The following is an 18,367-nucleotide window of genomic DNA, read 5'->3' on the forward strand; positions in this document are numbered from 1 at the left end:
CCGCTCACCGACACCTCGGACAGCAGCGTCACCTGCGGCACACCCAACCGCTCCGCCAGGAGAGCCGGCAGGACACCCATGACACCGTCGGTGGAGGCCATCCCGCAGATCACCAGGTCGTAGCCGGTCTTCTCGACCGCCTTCGCCAGCACCAGCGACGTCCCCATCACATCACTGCCGTGCAGACCGTCGTCCTCGACGTGAACCGCCTTGTCCGCACCCATCGACAACGCCTTGCGCAACGCGTCCTTGGCATCCTCCGGACCCACCGTCACCACGGTGATCTCCGCATCGTCCGCCCCGTCAGCGATCTGCAACGCCTGCTCGACCGCGTACTCGTCCAGCTCCGACAACAGACCGTCGACATCCTCACGGTCCAGCGTCAGGTCATCGGCGAAACGCCGGTCACCGGTCGCGTCGGGCACGTACTTCACACAGACAACGATCCTCAAGCTCACGCCGACTCTCCTGCCTACCTGGGTGTGGTCCCACCTGGGTGTCATTCGTACTGATGGAGAGATTATGGCACTCAGTACCCTCTGTAAAGGTACCCAGTGCCAAAAGCCTCCTTCCGGTGCTACGTTTCGCCGCATGAGCGAGGCACGAGGACCCGAGAAGAAGGCACCCATGCGGGAGGTGCTCGCACAGGCGGCCTTCCAGCTCTTCCTGGAGCGGGGCTTCGAGCGCACGACCGTCGACGACATCGTGGCGCGGGCCGGAGTGGGCCGGCGTTCCTTCTTCCGCTATTTCCCGTCCAAGGAGGACGCGGTCTTCCCGGACCACGAGCGCTGCCTCGCGGAGATGACCGAGTTCCTGGCCGCCGCCGACGGCGGTGATCCGGTGGGCGCGGTGTGCGACGCCGCGCGCATCGTGCTGCGGATGTACGCGGCCAACCCCGAGTTCTCCGTCCAGCGCTACCGGCTCACCCGGGAGGTGCCGGGGCTGCGGACGTACGAACTGTCCGTGGTGCGCCGCTACGAACAGACCCTCGCCGCCCATCTGCGGGGCCGGTTCGGCGAGGGCGACGACGGGGAGTTGCGGGCCGAGGTGATCGCCGCGTCCGTGGTCGCGGCGCACAACAACGGGCTGCGGCTGTGGCTGCGTTCGGGTGGGGCGGGCGACCCGGAGGCGGCCGTCGACCACGCGCTCGCCCTGGTGCGCGACGTGTGGGGGCGACCCGCCGTCCCCGCTCCCGCCGCCTCCTTCCCCGTCTCCGGGGACGGGGAAGGAGAGGTGGTCGTGATGGTCGCGCGGAAGGGCGCCCCGATGTGGCGCGTCGTGCAGCAGATCGAGGCGGCCGTCGGCGAGAACTGAGTACCAATGGGCACTCAGTGCCTTTACTCTCCGGCACTCAGTGCCATATGGTGCGGACGCGCCGGCAGTGCAGGTGCGGCGCGTCCGAGTCGAGCGCAGGGGGTCGAGCCGTGTCCCAGACAGGAATGGGCACTGTCCAGAAGGCGCACGAGGAGTGCGGCCTCTCCTATCATCGCTGCCGCTGGTGCGGCACCGCCTCCTTCCGGCGGCTGCTGTGCCCGGTGTGCGCGTCCAGCGAACTGGAGCCCGAACGCACCACCGGCCACGGCGTGGTCGTCCGGACCGCCGTGGTCCACCGCTACACCGAGGCGGCACGCAACGAGTCCCTGGTGCGGTTCTCCGAGGGGTTCGTCTTCCGCTGCCAGATCGTGGGGGCCGCTCCGCACCTGGTGACGGTCGGCGCACGCGTCCGGCCCGTCTCCGGGGACGAGCCGGAGGCGGGCGCGGTGGTGCTGGAACTCTGCGAGCCGCCCGCGCGGCGGGACTGGGTCTGAAACACCCCGGCCGTCCGGGCGGTGAAACGCCGACCGGACGGTGAACCGCCGGCCGGCCGATGAACCGACCGTCGACCGGCCGGTCAGCCGAGCCGGTTGAGCAGTTCGGTGGCCAACGGGGCGGACGAGGACGGATTCTGGCCGGTGATCAGGTTCCGGTCGGTGATGATGAACGGGGCCCAGGGCTCGCCCTCCTGGAAGTCCGCGCCGAGCGCCACCAGCCGGTCCTGGAGCAGCCACTTGGCCTTCTCCGCGAGGCCCGCCTGGGTCTCCTCGGCGTTGGTGAAGCCGGTCAGCCGGTACCCGGCGAACGCGTTGGCGCCGTCGGGGCCGGTCGCGGCCAGCAGCGCCGCCGGGCCGTGGCAGACCACGCCGAGCGGCTTGCCCGAGGCCAGCGTGTCGGCGAGCAGCCGGCCGGAGGCCTCGTTCACCGCGAGGTCCTCCATCGGGCCGTGGCCGCCGGGGTAGAACACCGCGTCGTACGCGTCCAGGTCCACGTCCTCCAGCGCGACCGGCCGCCGCAGCTCCTCGAACCCGTCCAGTGCGGCGGCGACCCGGTCGGCGCCTTCCTGGCCGCCGTTGAACTCGGGCGCCAGGCTGCCTCGGTCCACGGTCGGGACGACGCCGCCCGGGGTGGCGACGACCACTTCGTGACCGGCGGCGGTGAGGGTCTCGTACGGGGTCACGGCCTCCTCGGCCCAGAAGCCGGTGGGGTGCTTCGTGCCGTCCGCCAGGGTCCAGTGGTCCGCGCCGGTCACCACGAAAAGGATCTTTGCCATGTCGTACGTCTCCGTAGATCGAGAGTGTGCGGGGGAGTCCCGGTAAGGGCTGACTCAGGCGACCGTAGGACGGATCGCCCATAGGTTTCCAATAGGCTGGCAGCTATGAGAAATAAGGATCCTGATGGGTCCGCGGGGCTGGGCCGTACGGCGGACGCGCAGCCGGGTCCGGCCGATCTGAATCTGCTGCGGACCTTCCTCGCCGTGCACCGGTCGGGTTCCTTCACCGCCGCCGCCCGCCTGCTCGGCCTCTCCCAGCCCACGGTCACGGCCCAGATGCGCGCCCTGGAGCGGCAGGTGGGCCGGGAACTGTTCGAGAGGCTGCCGCGCGGGGTCGCCCCCTCGCCGTACGCCGTCGAGCTGGCGGCCCGGATCGTCGCCCCGCTGGACGCCCTCGCCGAGGTCACGGGCGATACGGTCCCGGCCGGGGAGCGCCCGGCCGTCCCCGTGCACCTGGCGGGCCCCGCCGAGGTGATGTGCCTGCGGGCGCTGCCCGCACTGGCCCCGCTGGTCGCGGAGGGGCTGCTGCTGCGCGCCACGACCGGGCTCACCGATCCGCTCCTGGACGAGCTGCGGGCGGGCCGCCACGACCTGGTCATCGCGACCACCCGGCCGCGCGGCCGGGCGCTGTCCGCGGTGCCGCTGATGGACGAGGAGTTCGTCCTGACGGCGGCCCCGCGATGGGCCGCCCTGACCGGTGGGCCGGAGAGCATCGCGGCCGAGGGGCCGGGCGTGCTGCACGGCCTGCCCCTGGTGACGTACGCCGAGGACCTGCCCATCGCCCGCCGCTACTGGCGCCACGTCTTCGGCCGCCGCCTCGACTGCCGGGCCGCCGTCACCGTGCCCGACCTGCGCGGGGTGCTCGCCGCCGTGGTGGCCGGGGCGGGCTTCTCGGTCCTGCCCCGCTACCTCTGCGCGGACGAACTGGCCTCGGGCGCCCTCGTCGAGCTGTACGCGCCCGAGGATCCGCCGATCAACACCGCGTACCTGGTGCAGCGGCCCGGCTCCGCCGTCAACCCTCAGGTGGCGCGGGTGCGCGATCTGCTGATCGGGGCCGCCCGCGCGTGGTGAGGGGCCGCCGCTCCGGGGACCGCGGCTCCCGGGGCTCCTGCTCCCCGGGCCCGGTGCGCGGCGGCCGGTCGGCGACGGCGAAGAGGGCGTGCAGCAGGACGGCCGCGAGGGTTCCCGCGACGACTCCGGACCCCAGGAGGGTCCGGATCCAGCCGGGGAATGCGTCGTAGAGGGCCGGGGCGACGATCGGCAGGAGTCCCACGGCCAGCGCGAGCGCCGCGATCATCGAGTGGCCCCGCTCGGTCAGATCGGACCGGGCGAGCATCTGGACGCCCATGACGGCGATGACCGCGTACACGACGAGCGCGGAACCCCCGACCACGGCGGGCGGCAGGCCGGCGACCGTACGGGAGAGCGGGGAGAGGAGCCCCACGGCGACGAGGAGACCACCGGCCGCCGCCGTCACGAAGCGGCTGCGGACGCCGGTCAGCCGGCTGATGCCGATGTTCTCGGAGCTGGTGACCATCAAGGACGCCCCCAGCGTTCCGGCGAAGAGGGACATCAGCGCGTCCGCGCGGGCGACCCTCGGGACGTCCCGGCCGGGGTCGGGCTTCCGCCCCGAGGCCTCGCTGTTGAGGACGGTCTGCCCGGTGATCTCGGCGAGCGTGCTGAGGCTGAAGACGAGCAGCGGCAGCGCGGCGAGTACGTCGAAGCGCGGTGTCCCGTACGGGAAGAGCGCCGGAAGCGAGAAACCGCTGCCCGGGGCCGGGCTGAACGTGCCGAGTCCGCTGACCACCGCGACGGCGGTGCCCGCCGCCATGCCGATGAGCACCGCGCTCTGCCGCCACACGCCGCGCAGGAAGAGATACGCCGTCAGCGTGACCGCCACCGTGATGCCCGCCAGGACGACCGACCCGCGTGCCGCCTCCCCGGTCGGTCCGGTGATCAACTGGGCGGCCACCCGCACCATGGAGATCCCGATCAGCAGGACCGTCACCCCCATCACCAGGGGCGGGAAGAGCCGCACGATCCGGCCGTACAGCGGAACCACGGCCAGCAGCAGCGCGGCGGCCAGCAGGACCGAGCCGGAGGCGACCGCCGGCCCGTGATCGGCGGAGATCTGGATGAACAGCGCGGTGGCGGCCCCGCCCGGGAGCATGATGAACGGCAGCCGCGCACCGATGTTCCAGACGCCGAGCGACTGGAGCAGCGATCCGGCCCCGCACAGGACGAGAACCGCGCTGAGCACCGAAGCCGTCTCCGCCGGGCTCAGGCGCAGGGCGGTGGCCGTGAGGAAGACGGTCGACACGGGGGCGGCGGCCATCGCCAGGACGTGCTGGAGGGCCAGGGGGACGAGCCTCCCGACGGGGACCCGTTCGTCGACGGGCGCGATCGTCTCCGTCACCGTCCGGCCTCCAGCCAGGGCAGTTCGTCCGCCGCGTAACGGTAGGAACGGAAGACCGCGTTCGGCTCGGCCGGGAACAGGCCGCGCACCTCGGCCTCCTCGTAGCCGCCGAAGTACGGGACCACGTACTCCCACACCAGGAGCCCGTCGGCGGTCACCTCGAAGAGCCGCCCGGCGGGGGAGTCGGTCACCAACGTGTTCCCGTTCGGGAGGCGTTGGGCCGCTCCCATGAAGGGTGCGAAGAAGGACTCCCGGGCGGGGTCGTGGTACTCCCACGCGATCTTCCCGGCGCGGTCGATCTCGATCACGCGCGAGTACGGCACGTCGTGCCCCGGTCGGAAGACGCCGTTGTCGAAGACGAGGATGTTGCCGTTCGGCAGTTCGGTGGGGTGGTGCTGCTGGGAGACGGCGCCCGGGTCGGTGCGCCACAGGACCTCGCCCGTCGCGCGGCTGATCCTGACGACCGCCGAGACGCTGCGCAGGCTCGCCAGGACGGTGCCGTCGGCCAGCGGGGTGACCGAGTTGATGAGCGGCCAGTGCTCCCGCGCGTAGTCGGGGTGCAGGGCGAACGCCTCCCGGTCGAGGTGGTCGGCCGCGCGCCACGACCACACCTCGTTCCCCTCCGCGTCCACCTCCTTGATGGTGTCCGCCCACACGGTGCCGCCCGCGGCCTCCGAGCCGGGCACCCCACCGCGTACCCCGGCCGCCTCCGCCCCGGTGAGGGGTTCCAGCGCCGTGTAGAGGATGGAGCCGTCGTCCAGGTGGTGGGCGTCGTGGTGCTGGAGCGGGTCGCGGTGCTCGCGCAGGACCGTGCCGTCGGGGGCGTACACGCCGAGGACCCCGCCGCGGTACTTGTGCCACATCGGGAACAGCGCCTCCTCGCCGGGCAGGACGCCGTTGTACGCGAGGTTCCCGCCGGGGAGGATCCGGGCGTGCCGGCCGGGCCGGTACGGCAGCCGCCAGGTGTGCACCTCCTCGCCGCGCAGATCGATCAGATGGACCGCGCCGCCGCCGGTGAGCGGGGCGAAGAGCGTGTAGCCCTCGAAAGCCCTCTCGGCGTCGAGGGCGATGAGACCGGTGCCGCGGCGGCGGCGCTGATTCTGGTCGACGGTGGACACAACGAACCTCGCTTCAAAGTTTCTTTGATGGGATCGAATTCCTTTGAAGCTAGGGGCGGAGTGTGTCAGCGGTGTGACGGGCGTACGAAACCTCCCGCGTGCCTGCGTAAGGTGGCTGGCCCCGGGGAGGAGACAAGATCATGAGCGATACGCGGGCGGACGGCGACGGGCGGTCGGGCGCAGGACAGCCGAGCCCCGGACTGCCGGGCCCCGGACTGCCGGGCCCCGGACCGTCGGGCGCTGGACAGCCGGGCTCCGGACTCGGGAACGCTGTGCGGCAGCGCCGACGGGCCCTCGACCTGACCCTGGCCGCGGTCGCCGAGCGCAGCGGTCTCTCGGTCCCCTTCCTCAGCCAGATCGAGAACGAGCGCGCGCGGCCCAGCATGCGCTCCCTCCAGCGCATCGCCGACGGACTGCGGACCACCGCCGTCGAACTCCTGGCCGCCTCCAGCGCCGCGGACCGGTCCGTCGACGTCGTCCGCGCCAAGGACGACTCGGGTCTCGCCACCGACACGGGGGTGCGCCCGCTGGTCCGGGGCAGCCACCAGATGCACGCGCTGGAGTTCACCGGGACCCAGCACGCGGACCGTGAATTCCTGCACGGGAACGATGAGTTGATGTACGTGGCGGACGGCACGGCCGAGGTCGAGGCGGACGGCCGCACCTTCCGTCTGGAGCGCGGCGACACGCTCTACCTCACCGGCGGAGTGCGCCACCGCTGGCGCGCGACCAGTCCCGCCACCCGCGTCCTCCTGGTCTCGGTCTCGGGCCACGGCCCGGTCACCTGAAACCCGACACCGGAGACCTCGACAACCGGAAGGATCAGCCGTGTTCACCACCCGGCCCACCCTCCAGGGCGCCTTCTTCGGCATGTAGTTGTCCATGGGGTGGCGTTGACCTGCGTTAATGCCGCCGCGGCAGCCCAGATTCCCCCACGGAAGACGGATCTCACCTGCGGAGACGAGAGGAAGGCCATCCCTGCGCTGGACACGAGCAGTGGCTGCCAAGGGGCTGAGGGTCTCTGAGATGGTCATCACTGTGCTCGCGCCGGCTACGGCACCGGAGAACCCGGCGGGAGCTTCACGACTGATGGGTCGGCCCCGGCCGTCACTGAGCTTGTTTGTTCAACGTGTGGCTTCGGGCCGGGTCGGTGGAGCGGGCAAGAGGCCCGCTCCACCGACGTCGTCATGGCCGTGTCTTCTTGCCGTCGAGCCAGAGGGTGTCGGATTCGTCGCGGTGCGAGCCTGTCGTCCCGACGTGCTTCGCGTCGATCTTCGCACCGTTCTTCATGACGTGGACGAGCGCCATCCCGTGCCCTCGGCCCAGGTCGTAGTCCTGCTTGAGCCAATCCAGGATCACTCCGGCCTTTGTGGCAGGAGAGTCGAATCCTCGCTCACTGGCTAGCGCGATGAACTCGCGGGGCGTCAGCCCGGTCTTGTCTTCGATCTTGTCCAGATATGCCTGAAAGGACATGCTCTCTCCCGCCACTGTCACCGTGCTGCTTGGTTTGCGATCAGGTACTCGGCATGTAGACCGCCCGAGGTCCCATAACTCATCGGCCCTCACCTGATCATGTTCTCGGTCATCGAGGTCCATGACTGTGCCCCCACGAGCGTGAGGGTTCCGTCCTCGGCCTCGACGACGCGCACCGTGATCCCGCCGCGGTCCTCACCGGGGAACGCAGTGTGCAGTTTTCGGCCGAACGACCTCGGGGCGAGCGGCCCGTCATCGCCGCGGTGTGTCTGGCCGGTCGGCGATCTGAGCGCCGGGTTCGGAACGGGCTTGACCTTGACGCTGGGTCAACCCTCCATCCTTCCGGGAGGAGCTTCCGCGCAGCCGCTTGGAACAGCTCCGTGAAGGAGGCAGATGACCATGACAGCCCCATCGATCGACGGTCCGGCGATTCGCGTGCAAGGCCTCAGGAAGTCGTACGGGAAGCTCGACGTGCTACGCGGCGTCGACTTCGAGGTGGCGCGGGGCAACATTTTCGCCCTGCTCGGCTCCAACGGGGCAGGCAAGACCACGACCGTACGCATCCTCGCCACGCTCCTGAAGGCCGACGCGGGGACAGCCAACATCCGCGGCTTCGACGTCGCCACGCAACCGGCGACGGTGCGGGAGTCCATCAGCCTCACCGGGCAGTTCGCGGCCGTCGACGGGATCCTCAGCGGTCGGGAGAACCTCGCCCTCGTCGCCAGGCTGCGCCACCTCCAGGACCCGGGCGCGATCGCGGATGACCTGCTGATGCGCTTCTCGCTGACCGATGCCGGCCCGCGGAAGGTGTCCACGTATTCGGGCGGGATGCGTCGCCGGCTGGACATCGCGATGAGCCTCATCGGAAAACCGCCCGTGATCTTCCTGGACGAGCCGACGGCCGGACTCGACCCCGAGGCGCGCATAGAGGTGTGGCATGCCGTCAAGGAACTCGCCGAGGACGGCACGACGGTGCTGCTCACCACGCAGTACCTGGACGAGGCCGAGCAACTCGCCGACCGGATCGCGATCCTCCACCAGGGTCGGATCATCGTGAACGGCACCCTCGCAGAGCTCAAGCAGCTCTTCCCGCCCGCCACCGTCGAGTACGTCGAGAAGCAGCCGACTCTGGAGGAGATCTTCCTCGCCGTCATCGGCAGCGGCGACAAGAGCGAGGCCACCAGCACGACAACCGGGGGACTGGGATGACCGCGTACTTCTTCAGCGACACTGCCGCCCTCACGGGGCGGACCCTGCGCCATGTCACACGCAGCATGGACACCATCATCACGACCGCCATCACGCCGGTCGCCATGATGTTGATGTTCGTCTACGTGTTCGGCGGCGCCATCGATACAGGGTCGGTCTCGTACGTGAACTACATGCTGCCCGGCATCCTGCTCATGACCATCGCATCGGGCATCTCCTACACCGCGTTCCGACTGTTCACCGATGTGAAGAGCGGGATCTTCGAGAGATTCCAGTCCATGCCGATCGCGCGGTCGGGTGTGCTGTGGGCTCACGTCGTCACCTCTCTGGTCGCCAACCTGATCGCGCTCGTGCTCGTCGTGGGTGTCGCCGTGCTCATGGGCTTCCGCTCAGGGGCAGGAGTGGCGGCATGGCTCGCGGTCGCCGGCATCCTGCTCCTGTTCACCCTGGCGCTGACCTGGCTCGCCGTGATCCCCGGGCTCTCCGCGTCGTCGGTCGAGGGAGCGGGTGCGTTCGCCTACCCGCTCATCTTCCTGCCGTTCGTCAGTTCGGCGTTCGTGCCCACAAGGACGATGCCCGGCCCGGTGCGCTGGTTCGCCGAACACCAGCCGGTGACGTCGATCGTCAACACGATCCGCGACCTGTTCGCCCAGCAGCCGGTAGGCGATGACGTCTGGACCGCCCTCGCGTGGTGCATCGGCATCCTCGTCGTGGCGTACATCTTCGCGATGGCCGCCTATCGCCGGAAGATCGCCTGAGGCAGGCTGGGACCCATGCTGACCATCAGCCAGCTGGCGGCGTACGCCGGCGTGACGGTGCGGGCAGTACGCCACTACCACCGGATCGGGTTGCTGCCGGAGCCCGAGCGCAACCGGTCCGGATACCGGAACTACGACGCTGTCGCGGTCGGGCGACTGATCCGGATCCGCACCCTCGCAGACGCCGGCGTGCCGCTGGCCAGGGTGCAGGAACTCCTCGACGCCGGCCCGGAGGACTTCGCCGACGGCGTCCAGGACATCGACAAGGCCCTGCGCGCCGAGATCCGGCGGCTGCAGAACACTCGCAGCCGACTCGCCAGGCTCGCCGCAGGAGAGCACCTGGCGCTCCCGCGGAGCGTCGTGGACTACCTTGACCGGCTGCGTGGTCTCGGCGTCGAGGAGCGGTACATCGAGATGGAGCGGGACGCCTGGATCATGATCGCCGCCCAGGTGCCGGACTCGATCGATTCCGTGATCGCCAAGAAGCACGAGGAGCTGGACGATCCCTACACGGTGAAGCTCTACAGCCTTCTCAGCGGGGCACTCGACTGGCCGGCCGACGATCCGCGCATCGTCGAGGTCGCCGACATCATGGAGCGCCTGATGATCCGCGCTGTGGAGGCCGGCGAGGCGGGTGCCGACGACGGCATCGACGACCAGTTCGTCGACCTCCTGGACTCCACCACGGTCGAGTCCTCACCGCACGCCGCGCGGCTGTTGGAGATCCTGGAGGAACGGGGCTGGAGAGGCTGGACCCGCATCGAGCGAGTGCCTGCCGACAGACTCCATACCGAGCTGCCGCCAGGCTCGTAGTCCTTCTGGCTCCAGCGGTTCTCGCTGGTGATCTCTACGCGCACTTCATGCCGGAGGCGGGGAAGAAGGGGCGCAGGGCGATCGATAGCCTGCGGGGAGAGCGGGCGGACGAGAGCTCCGGTCCGAACTCCCCAGATTCTCCCCAGGCCCGATCCCGAGTGCGGATCCGACCGTCCGATGCGCGTAAACAACGAGGTGAGACCCCGCATGTTCACCACCCGGCCCACCCTCCAGGGCACCTTCGGCATGGTGTCCTCCACCCACTGGCTGGCCTCCCAGTCCGCGATGGCCGTGTTGGAGGACGGCGGCAACGCCTACGACGCCGCCGTCGCCGCCGGGTTCGTCCTCCACGTCGTCGAGCCGCACCTCAACGGCCCGGCGGGCGAGGTCCCGATGATCCTGGCGAGCGGGGACGGCGAGGTGAGCGTCCTGTGCGGTCAGGGCCCCGCCCCCGCCGGGGCGACCGTCGCGCACTACCGCTCCCTCGGCCTCGGTCTGGTCCCCGGCACCGGGCCGCTCGCCGCCGCCGTCCCCGGGGCCTTCGACGCCTGGATGCTGCTCCTGCGCGACCACGGCACCAAGGACCTTGCCGAGGTGCTGCGTTACGCGATCGGATACGCCGAGGACGGCCACGCCCCCGTCGAGCGGGTCGGCGAGACCGTGGAGAGCGTGCGTGAACTCTTCGAATCCGAGTGGACCTCATCCGCCGAGGTCTACCTCCCCGGCGGCCGCGCCCCGCGCCCCGGCGAGCTGTTCCGCAACCCCGCCCTGGCCGCGACCTGGCGACGCCTGATCGCCGAGGCCGAGGAGACCGGGGGAGCGGACCGCACCGCCCGGATCGAGGCCGCCCGCGCGATCTGGCGCGAAGGGTTCGTCGCCGAGGCCCTCGTCCGGCAGGCCGCCGTCCCCACCCTCGACAGCAGCGGCGCCTGGCACACCGGCACCCTGGCCGCCGCCGACCTGGCCGGCTGGTCCGCGTCGTACGAAGCCCCCGTGACGTACGACTGGAACGGCTGGACGCTGGCCAAGGCGGGCGGCTGGAGCCAGGGCCCGGTCTTCCTCCAGCAGCTCGCGCTCCTCCCGGACAAGCTGCCGCCGCACGGCTCCGCCGACTGGGTCCACCTGCTCATCGAGGGCTGCAAGCTCGCCATGGCCGACCGCGAGGCCTGGTACGGGGACGCCGCCGACGTGCCCCTGGACGACCTGCTCTCCGCCCCGTACAACGCCGAACGCCGGACGCTGATCACGGACACCGCGTCCACCGAACTGCGACCCGGCGGCCCCGGCGGACGCACCCCGCTCCTCTCCGCCCACGCCCGGGCCGTCGCCGCCGGGAAGCCCGGTGCGGCCGGTCCCGGCTTCGTCCCGGCCCCCGGCTCCGGCGAGCCCACCATGGCGCGGGGCGCCCGCTCCGGCGCCGAGCCGCTGGTCGCCCCCGACGGGGTCACCCGGGGCGACACCTGCCACCTGGACGTCGTCGACCGTTGGGGCAACATGGTCTCCGCCACGCCCAGCGGCGGCTGGCTCCAGTCGAACCCGGTCGTGCCCGAGCTGGGCTTCCCGCTCGGCACCCGGCTCCAGATGGCCTGGCTGGACGAGGGCCTGCCCAACTCCCTGACCCCCGGCCGCCGCCCCCGCACCACGCTCACGCCCTCCCTCGCCCTGCGCGACGGCGTCCCCGTGATGGCGTTCGGCACGCCCGGCGGCGACCAGCAGGACCAGTGGCAGGTGCACTTCTTCCTTGCCGTCGCCCGGCGCGCCCGGGTGCGCGGCGGGCTCGACCTCCAGGGCGCGATCGACGAGCCGAACTGGCACAACGACAGCTTCCCCGGCTCGTTCCATCCGCGCGCCATGCACCCCGGCAGCGTCACCGTCGAGAGCCGCATGGACCCCGGCGTGATCGCGGAACTGCGCCGCCGGGGCCACGACGTCACGGTGGGCGAGCCCTGGTCGGAGGGGCGCCTGTGCGCCGTGGCCCGGGACCCCGAGACCGGAATTCTGTCCGCCGCCGCCAATCCGCGCGGCATGCAGGGATACGCCGTCGGCCGCTGACCAGCGCGGCGGAACGGGTGCTGACCAGCGCCTCCAGCGCCCGGCGGCAGCGTCGCCGGCCGATCGTGATTGGGTGGGGCCATGATCGATGACTTCCTGTACGGGACCGCCGGGCACACCGGACCGCCGGCCGAGGTCGAGGCCGCCGTGCGCGCCGCCGCCGCGGCCGAGATCATGCCCCGCCACCGGAAACTCGCCGCCCACGAGATCATCGAGAAGAGCGGCCCGCACGACCTGGTCACCGCCGCCGACCGGCTGGCCGAGGAACATCTCACCGCCGCCCTCACCAAGCTGCTGCCCGGCTCGGTCGTCGTCGGCGAGGAGTCCGTCCACGCCGACCCGTCCGTCTACGAAGCCCTCGGCGGCGACGCCCCCGTCTGGATCGTCGACCCCGTCGACGGCACCCGCCAGTTCGTCCGGGGCGAGGCCGGGTTCTGCACGCTGGTCGCCCTTGCCCAGCACGGCGAGGTCCACGCCTCCTGGACGTACGCACCGGTCCTGGGCGAGATGGCCGTCGCCGTGCGCGGCCGGGGCGCGACGCTCAACGGCGCGCCGATACGCTCCGGCGCTCCCGCCCCCGGCGCCGTTCTGAACGTGGCGATGTCGCACCCCGACTACACCACCGACGCCCAGAAGCGGGCCCTGCTCGGCCTGCGCACCGAGGGCATCGCGGCCCGCCCCTGCGGCTCGGCCGGCCTGGAGTACCTCGCGGTGGCACGCGGTGACCTGGACGCCACCGCGTTCAACTGGGAGTACGCCTGGGACCACGCCGCCGGACTGCTCCTGGTCACCGAGGCGGGCGGCGCGCAGTCGACCCTGTCCGGGGTCCCGTTCCGGATCGCCGGCGGCAACGACCTGCCGTTCACGGCGGCCCGCGACGAGGCCACCGCCGGGCGCGTCCTGGCGGCGTTGCGGGCGGGCGGCTGACGGGAGCGGCGCGGGCCCGTCCGCAGGGGCCCGGGTCCGCGTCGTCGGCCGGCCCGAATATCCTGGGTGTCCGACTGCCGGCCGACGAAGACGAAGGAGTCCCCAGTGCCGTCGATGCTCGATGCGGTCGTGGTGGGCGCGGGGCCCAACGGACTGACCGCCGCAGCCGAACTGGCCCGCCGGGGCTTCGCCGTGGAGGTCCACGAGGCCCATGACACCGTCGGCGGGGGAGCCCGCACCGAGGAGCTGACCCTCCCGGGGTTCCATCACGACCCCTGTTCCGCCGTGCACCCCCTCGGGATCGGCTCGCCCGCGTTCCGGGCGATGCCCCTGGCCCGGCACGGCCTGGAGTGGCTGCACCCCGAGGTCGACCTCGCCCACCCCTTCCCGGACGGTACGGCCGCCACGCTCACCCGCTCCGTCGGCGAGAGCGCCATGTCGCTGGGGGCCGCCGACGCCGGCGCCTACCGCCGCCTCATGGCCCCCTTCCTCGGCCGCTGGGACACCCTGGCCGCCGACTTCCTGCGCACCCCCTGGGACGGCCTGCCCCGCGACCCGTACCGGCTGGCCCGCTTCGGTCTGCTCGGCCTGCAGCCCGCCAGCTGGCTCTCCCGGCGCTTCCAGGGCGAGAAGGCCCCCGGTCTCTTCGCCGGACTCGCCGCCCACGCCATAGCTCCCACCAGCGGCTTCGCCACCTCCGCGATCGCCCTCGTCTTCGCGCTCGCCGCCCACGAGCACGGGTGGCCGGTGCCGCGCGGCGGCTCCCAGGCCATCTCCGACGCCCTGGCCTCCCTCCTCCGCGAACACGGCGGCACCATCCGCACCGGCAGCGAGGTCAAGCGCCTGGACGAACTGCCGCCCGCCCGCGCGTACATCTTCGACACCTCGCCCTCGGCCCTCGCCCGCATCGCCGGACTGGGCAGCGCCTATCACGGCTACCGCTACGGCGCCTCCGCCTTCAAGATCGACTACGCGCTCTCCGGCCCCGTCCCCTGGACCGCCGAGGAGGCGCGCCGCGCCGGCACCGTCCACATCGGGGCCGACGCCGCCACCATCGATACCGCCCTGCGGGCCGCCGTGGAGGGCCGCGACCCCAGCGTCCCCTTCCTCATCACCGCCCAGCCGAGCCTCACCGACCCCTCCCGGGCCCCCGAAGGACGCCACGTCTTCTGGGTGTACGGACACGTCCCGGCCGGCTGGGAGGGCGACGCCACCGACGTCATCGAACGCCAACTGGAGCGCTTCGCCCCGGGGTTCCGCGACCTGGTGCTGGCCCGCGCGCTCGCCGGACCGCCCCAACTCGCCGCGCGCAACGCCAACTACGTCGGCGGCGACATCGCCTGCGGGGCCTTCGCCGGTCTCCAGACCCTGATCCGTCCCAAGCTCGCCCGCGTCCCGTACGCGACCGCGCACCCGGCGGTCTTCCTCTGCTCCTCGGCGACCCCGCCCGGACCCGGTGTGCACGGCATGTCCGGCCACCACGCCGCCAAGGCCGTATGGCGACGGCTGCGGGCCGCCTGAACGGACCGTGCGGCGGGCCTCCGATGCGGACCGGGCGGCGAAGGCCCCCGGCGCGCGGCATGATGTCCGCATGAGCACCTCTGTGTCCCCCGCCGTACGTCTGGTCCGCGGCGACATCACCGACCAGTCCGTCGACGTCATCGTCAACGCGGCGAACTCCTCGCTGCTCGGCGGCGGCGGCGTCGACGGCGCCATCCACCGGCGCGGCGGACCCGACATCCTCGCCGCCTGCCGTGAGCTGCGCGCCTCGCGGTACGGAAAGGGGCTTCCCACCGGGCAGGCCGTCGCCACCACCGCCGGACGCCTCGACGCCCAGTGGATCGTGCACACGGTCGGCCCGGTCTTCTCCGGCGCCCAGGACCGCTCCGCCCAGCTCGCCTCCTGCTACCGCGAATCCCTGCGCCTGGCGGCCGAGTTGGGCGCCAAGTCGATCGCGTTCCCGGCGATCTCCACCGGCATCTACGGCTGGCCGATGGACGACGGCGCCCGGATCGCGGTGCGCACGGTCCTGACGGAGACCCTGGAGCCGGTCGAGGAGGTGCGCTTCGTCCTCTTCGACGCGCACGCGTACGTGGAGTTCGAGGAAGTCCTCGCGATGCGCGGCTGAGCCGGCGCGGTCCCGCGCGGGAGACCACTCCGGGGCCACGCGCGAGACGGCCCGACGCCCATGTCGGAATTCCGCCAGCCAGGCCCCTGACCGGTGAACGATCCTGGAACCATGCACACCGACACCGAGCGCTGCGTGCGGGCCGTCCAGTCCAAGGACGCCCGCTTCGACGGCTGGTTCTTCACCGCGGTCCTGACCACCCGGATCTACTGCCGCCCCAGCTGCCCCGTCGTGCCGCCCAAGGTCCGCAACATGACCTTCTACCCGAGCGCGGCCGCCTGCCAGCAGGCCGGATTCCGGGCCTGCAAGCGGTGCCGCCCCGACACCAGCCCGGGGTCCCCGGAGTGGAACGCCCGCGCCGACTCGGTCGCCCGCGCCATGCGCCTGATCCGGGACGGGGTCGTCGACCGCGAGGGCGTGCCCGGCCTCGCCGCCCGGCTCGGCTACTCCGCGCGGCAGATCGAACGCCAGCTGCTGGCCGAGCTGGGCGCCGGACCACTGGCCCTGGCCCGCGCCCAGCGGGCGCAGACCGCCCGCCTCCTCATCGAGACGACCGCGCTGCCCATGGCCCAGGTGGCGTTCGCCGCCGGCTTCGCCTCGATCCGCACCTTCAACGAGACGGTCCGCGAGGTCTTCGCCCTCGCCCCCGGCGACCTGCGCACCCGGGCCGCCCGGGGCCCGCAGGCCACCGCCGTACCGGGCGTCATCGCGCTCCGCCTCCCGTACCGGGCCCCGCTCAACCCCGGCAACCTCTTCGGCCACCTCGCCGCGACCGCCGTCCCCGGCGTGGAGGAGTGGCGCGACGGCGCGTACCGGCGCACCCTCACCCTCCCGTACGGACACGGCGTGGTCGCCCTGACCCCGAACCCCGACCACATCTCCTGCCGGCTCTCCCTCACCGACCCCCGCGACCTCACCCGGGCCATCAGTCGCTGCCGCTGGCTCCTCGACCTGGACGCCGACCCGGTCGCCGTCGACGCCCAACTGCGCACCGACCCGCTGCTCGCCCCGCTGGTCGACGCGGGCCCCGGCCGCCGGGTGCCGCGCACCGTGGACGGCGCGGAGTTCGCCGTACGCGCCGTGCTCGGCCAGCAGGTCTCCACCGCCGCCGCCCGCACCCACGCGGCCCGGCTGGTCACCGCCCACGGCGTCCCGGTCGAGGACCCCGAGGGAGGGCTGACGCACCTCTTCCCGAGCGCCGGGGCGCTGGCGGGCCTCGACCCGGAAGCGCTCGCACTGCCGCGCAGCCGCCGCACCACGCTCACCACACTCGTCGCCGCCCTCGCGGAGGACCGGCTGCGGCTCGACACCGACACCGACTGGGAGCGGGCCCGCGCCGAACTGGGCGCACTGCCCGGCTTCGGCCCCTGGACGGTCGAGTCCATCGCCATGCGGGCCCTCGGCGACCCCGACGCCTTCCTCCCCACCGACCTCGGCATCCGCCGGGCGGCCGAGCGGCTCGGCCTGCCGGCCACCCCCGCCGCCCTCACCGCACGGGCCGCCGACTGGCGCCCCTGGCGGGCGTACGCCGTGCAGTACCTCTGGACGGTGGACGACCACCCCATCAACCACCTGCCCGCCTGAAGGAGACCCCCATGACCCCCATGACCCCCATGACCCCCATGACCGCCATGAACTCCCTGACTGCCGTGACCGCCGTGTCCACGGCCAAGCAGCACACGGTCGTCGACAGCCCCTACGGCGCGCTGACGCTCGTCGCCACCGACGGCGTCCTGTCGGCCCTCTACATGACCGACCAGCGCCACCGCCCGCCCGAGGAGACCTTCGGGGTACCGGACCCCGAGCCGTTCGGTGAGGTGATCCGGCAGCTCGGCGAGTACTTCGCCGGCGACCGCACGGCCTTCGACCTCCCACTGAACCTCGCGGGCACCCCGTTCCAGCGGAGCGTCTGGGCGGAGCTTCTGAGGATCCCGTACGGCGAGACCCGGACGTACGGCGAACTGGCCGGGGAACTCGGCAAGCCGGGCGCCTCCCGGGCGGTCGGCCTGGCCAACGGCAAGAACCCGGTCGGGATCATCGTGCCGTGCCACCGGGTGATCGGCGCCTCCGGGAGCCTCACCGGATACGGCGGCGGCCTGGACCGCAAGCAGCGGCTGCTCGCGTTCGAGAGCGGCGGGACGGACGACGGGGTGCAGGCGCTCTTCTGAGACCGGGCCGGGCCGGGGGAGTGCCGCATCCGGTACGCCCCCGGGCCCGCGGCTCAGCCGGTGGGCCGCGCTGCCCAGCCGGTGACCCGCGCTCGCTCCTCAGCCGGTGAAGATCTCCACGGCCGTCCAGACGGCGAGGCCCAGCATGCAGATCCCGCCGATGCGCTGCACGGTCTTCAGCGGCACGCGCTTCGCGATGAACTTCCCCGCCAGCAGCGCCAGGGCCGACACCGACATCAGGGCGGCGGCCGAACCGATCGCCGTGGACCAGGTGCCGTTGCTCGCCGCGAGGTTGGCGGTGGTGATCTGCGTCAGATCGCCCCACTCGCTGATGAAGACCGCCATGAACGCGGTCGAGTAGACCGGCCAGAACCCGGTCACCGTCTTCACCTCGGCCTCGTCATCGTCGTCCCCGCCGGTGCCGCGCAGCAGGAGGAACGCGCCGAGTGCGAAGAGCGAGGCCGAGACGAGCTTGACGATCCAGTCGGGCAGCAGCCCGATGAGGCTGCCCGCGCCGACGGCGATGGCGACGTGCACGATGAACGCGGACGAGGTGCCGAACCAGACGTACAGCGGACGCATCCGCGTGCCCATGGCCAGCGAAGCGAACATCGTCTTGTCGGGAAGCTCCGCGAGGAAGATCAGCCCGAAGGCGGTGATGATCGCCAGGAAGTCGAGGTGCATTCCGGGTGGCTTTCTGTGCGAGCCGGGCCCCGGA

Annotated in this window: 19 protein-coding genes; 13 read left to right on the forward strand and 6 right to left on the reverse strand. The window is 72.1% G+C overall.

Annotation, left to right across the window (positions count from 1 at the left end; all coding sequences use genetic code 11):
* On the reverse strand, window positions 1–458 hold a 458-nt coding region (locus tag ACFWRV_RS30115), incomplete at its 3' end, for an electron transfer flavoprotein subunit beta/FixA family protein (protein WP_384338983.1).
* A 169-nt stretch (window positions 459–627) separates the two neighbouring features.
* On the opposite strand from ACFWRV_RS30115, the gene ACFWRV_RS30120 reads away from it, so the two are divergent.
* Both ACFWRV_RS30120 and ACFWRV_RS30125 read left to right on the forward strand, forming a co-directional pair.
* Window positions 628–1,314 carry a TetR family transcriptional regulator gene (locus ACFWRV_RS30120; protein ID WP_384339053.1) on the forward strand — a complete coding sequence of 229 codons (687 nt, stop codon included), beginning with the start codon at window positions 628–630 and terminating at the stop codon, window positions 1,312–1,314.
* 125 nt (window positions 1,315–1,439) lie between these two features.
* A complete protein-coding gene (locus ACFWRV_RS30125; protein ID WP_384339055.1) occupies window positions 1,440–1,808 on the forward strand; it encodes a Zn-ribbon domain-containing OB-fold protein in 369 nt (122 codons plus the stop codon).
* Between the two features lie 83 nt (window positions 1,809–1,891).
* Here the strand turns inward: ACFWRV_RS30125 and ACFWRV_RS30130 are convergent, their stop codons facing one another.
* Window positions 1,892–2,587 (reverse strand): type 1 glutamine amidotransferase domain-containing protein, encoded by a 696-nt coding sequence (locus ACFWRV_RS30130; RefSeq protein ID WP_384338985.1) that lies wholly within the window; start codon window positions 2,585–2,587, stop codon window positions 1,892–1,894.
* Between the two features lie 105 nt (window positions 2,588–2,692).
* On the opposite strand from ACFWRV_RS30130, the gene ACFWRV_RS30135 reads away from it, so the two are divergent.
* Entirely contained in the window at window positions 2,693–3,658 is a 966-nt protein-coding gene (locus ACFWRV_RS30135) for a LysR family transcriptional regulator (RefSeq protein WP_384338987.1), read from the forward strand.
* Here ACFWRV_RS30135 and ACFWRV_RS30140 read toward each other — a convergent pair.
* Complete coding sequence (locus tag ACFWRV_RS30140; protein ID WP_384338989.1) at window positions 3,600–5,003, reverse strand: uracil-xanthine permease family protein; 1,404 nt, start codon at window positions 5,001–5,003, stop codon at window positions 3,600–3,602. The genes ACFWRV_RS30135 and ACFWRV_RS30140 overlap by 59 nt on opposite strands.
* The gene (locus tag ACFWRV_RS30145) at window positions 5,000–6,121 is read right to left on the reverse strand and encodes an arylsulfotransferase family protein (RefSeq protein WP_384338991.1); all 1,122 of its coding nucleotides are present in this window, start codon (window positions 6,119–6,121) and stop codon (window positions 5,000–5,002) included. Before ACFWRV_RS30145 ends, ACFWRV_RS30140 begins: the two co-directional genes overlap by 4 nt.
* A gap of 140 nt (window positions 6,122–6,261) precedes the next feature.
* Between ACFWRV_RS30145 and ACFWRV_RS30150 the strand changes: the two genes are divergently transcribed.
* Window positions 6,262–6,909 carry a helix-turn-helix domain-containing protein gene (locus ACFWRV_RS30150; protein ID WP_384338993.1) on the forward strand — a complete coding sequence of 216 codons (648 nt, stop codon included), beginning with the start codon at window positions 6,262–6,264 and terminating at the stop codon, window positions 6,907–6,909.
* 397 nt (window positions 6,910–7,306) lie between these two features.
* Here the strand turns inward: ACFWRV_RS30150 and ACFWRV_RS30155 are convergent, their stop codons facing one another.
* Window positions 7,307–7,594 carry a DUF4287 domain-containing protein gene (locus ACFWRV_RS30155; RefSeq protein WP_384338995.1) on the reverse strand — a complete coding sequence of 96 codons (288 nt, stop codon included), beginning with the start codon at window positions 7,592–7,594 and terminating at the stop codon, window positions 7,307–7,309.
* 399 nt (window positions 7,595–7,993) lie between these two features.
* Here ACFWRV_RS30155 and ACFWRV_RS30160 point away from each other — a divergent pair, with 399 nt between their 5' ends.
* From ACFWRV_RS30160 to ACFWRV_RS30200, 9 genes are all read left to right on the forward strand, one after another.
* Window positions 7,994–8,803, forward strand: a complete 810-nt coding sequence (locus ACFWRV_RS30160; protein ID WP_384338997.1) for an ABC transporter ATP-binding protein — start codon at window positions 7,994–7,996, stop codon at window positions 8,801–8,803.
* Entirely contained in the window at window positions 8,800–9,561 is a 762-nt protein-coding gene (locus ACFWRV_RS30165) for an ABC transporter permease (protein WP_384338999.1), read from the forward strand. The genes ACFWRV_RS30160 and ACFWRV_RS30165 overlap by 4 nt, the downstream gene beginning before the upstream one ends.
* A gap of 15 nt (window positions 9,562–9,576) precedes the next feature.
* Window positions 9,577–10,374, forward strand: coding sequence for a MerR family transcriptional regulator (locus ACFWRV_RS30170; protein WP_384339001.1), 798 nt, complete (start codon window positions 9,577–9,579; stop codon window positions 10,372–10,374).
* A 207-nt stretch (window positions 10,375–10,581) separates the two neighbouring features.
* Window positions 10,582–12,426 carry a gamma-glutamyltransferase family protein gene (locus tag ACFWRV_RS30175; RefSeq protein WP_384339003.1) on the forward strand — a complete coding sequence of 615 codons (1,845 nt, stop codon included), beginning with the start codon at window positions 10,582–10,584 and terminating at the stop codon, window positions 12,424–12,426.
* Between the two features lie 81 nt (window positions 12,427–12,507).
* Window positions 12,508–13,353 carry an inositol monophosphatase family protein gene (locus tag ACFWRV_RS30180; protein ID WP_384339005.1) on the forward strand — a complete coding sequence of 282 codons (846 nt, stop codon included), beginning with the start codon at window positions 12,508–12,510 and terminating at the stop codon, window positions 13,351–13,353.
* A gap of 105 nt (window positions 13,354–13,458) precedes the next feature.
* The gene (locus ACFWRV_RS30185) at window positions 13,459–14,874 is read left to right on the forward strand and encodes a phytoene desaturase family protein (RefSeq protein ID WP_384339007.1); all 1,416 of its coding nucleotides are present in this window, start codon (window positions 13,459–13,461) and stop codon (window positions 14,872–14,874) included.
* A gap of 70 nt (window positions 14,875–14,944) precedes the next feature.
* Complete coding sequence (locus ACFWRV_RS30190; protein ID WP_384339009.1) at window positions 14,945–15,481, forward strand: O-acetyl-ADP-ribose deacetylase; 537 nt, start codon at window positions 14,945–14,947, stop codon at window positions 15,479–15,481.
* 111 nt (window positions 15,482–15,592) lie between these two features.
* Window positions 15,593–17,065, forward strand: a complete 1,473-nt coding sequence (locus tag ACFWRV_RS30195) for an AlkA N-terminal domain-containing protein (protein ID WP_384339011.1) — start codon at window positions 15,593–15,595, stop codon at window positions 17,063–17,065.
* A 47-nt stretch (window positions 17,066–17,112) separates the two neighbouring features.
* A complete protein-coding gene (locus ACFWRV_RS30200; protein ID WP_384339057.1) occupies window positions 17,113–17,649 on the forward strand; it encodes a methylated-DNA--[protein]-cysteine S-methyltransferase in 537 nt (178 codons plus the stop codon).
* A gap of 99 nt (window positions 17,650–17,748) precedes the next feature.
* Here the strand turns inward: ACFWRV_RS30200 and ACFWRV_RS30205 are convergent, their stop codons facing one another.
* Complete coding sequence (locus tag ACFWRV_RS30205; protein ID WP_384339013.1) at window positions 17,749–18,333, reverse strand: TMEM165/GDT1 family protein; 585 nt, start codon at window positions 18,331–18,333, stop codon at window positions 17,749–17,751.
* Window positions 18,334–18,367 lie beyond the last annotated feature (34 nt).

This window comes from Streptomyces sp. NPDC058576 (genome assembly GCF_042718715.1).
Lineage (GTDB): Bacteria > Actinomycetota > Actinomycetes > Streptomycetales > Streptomycetaceae > Streptomyces.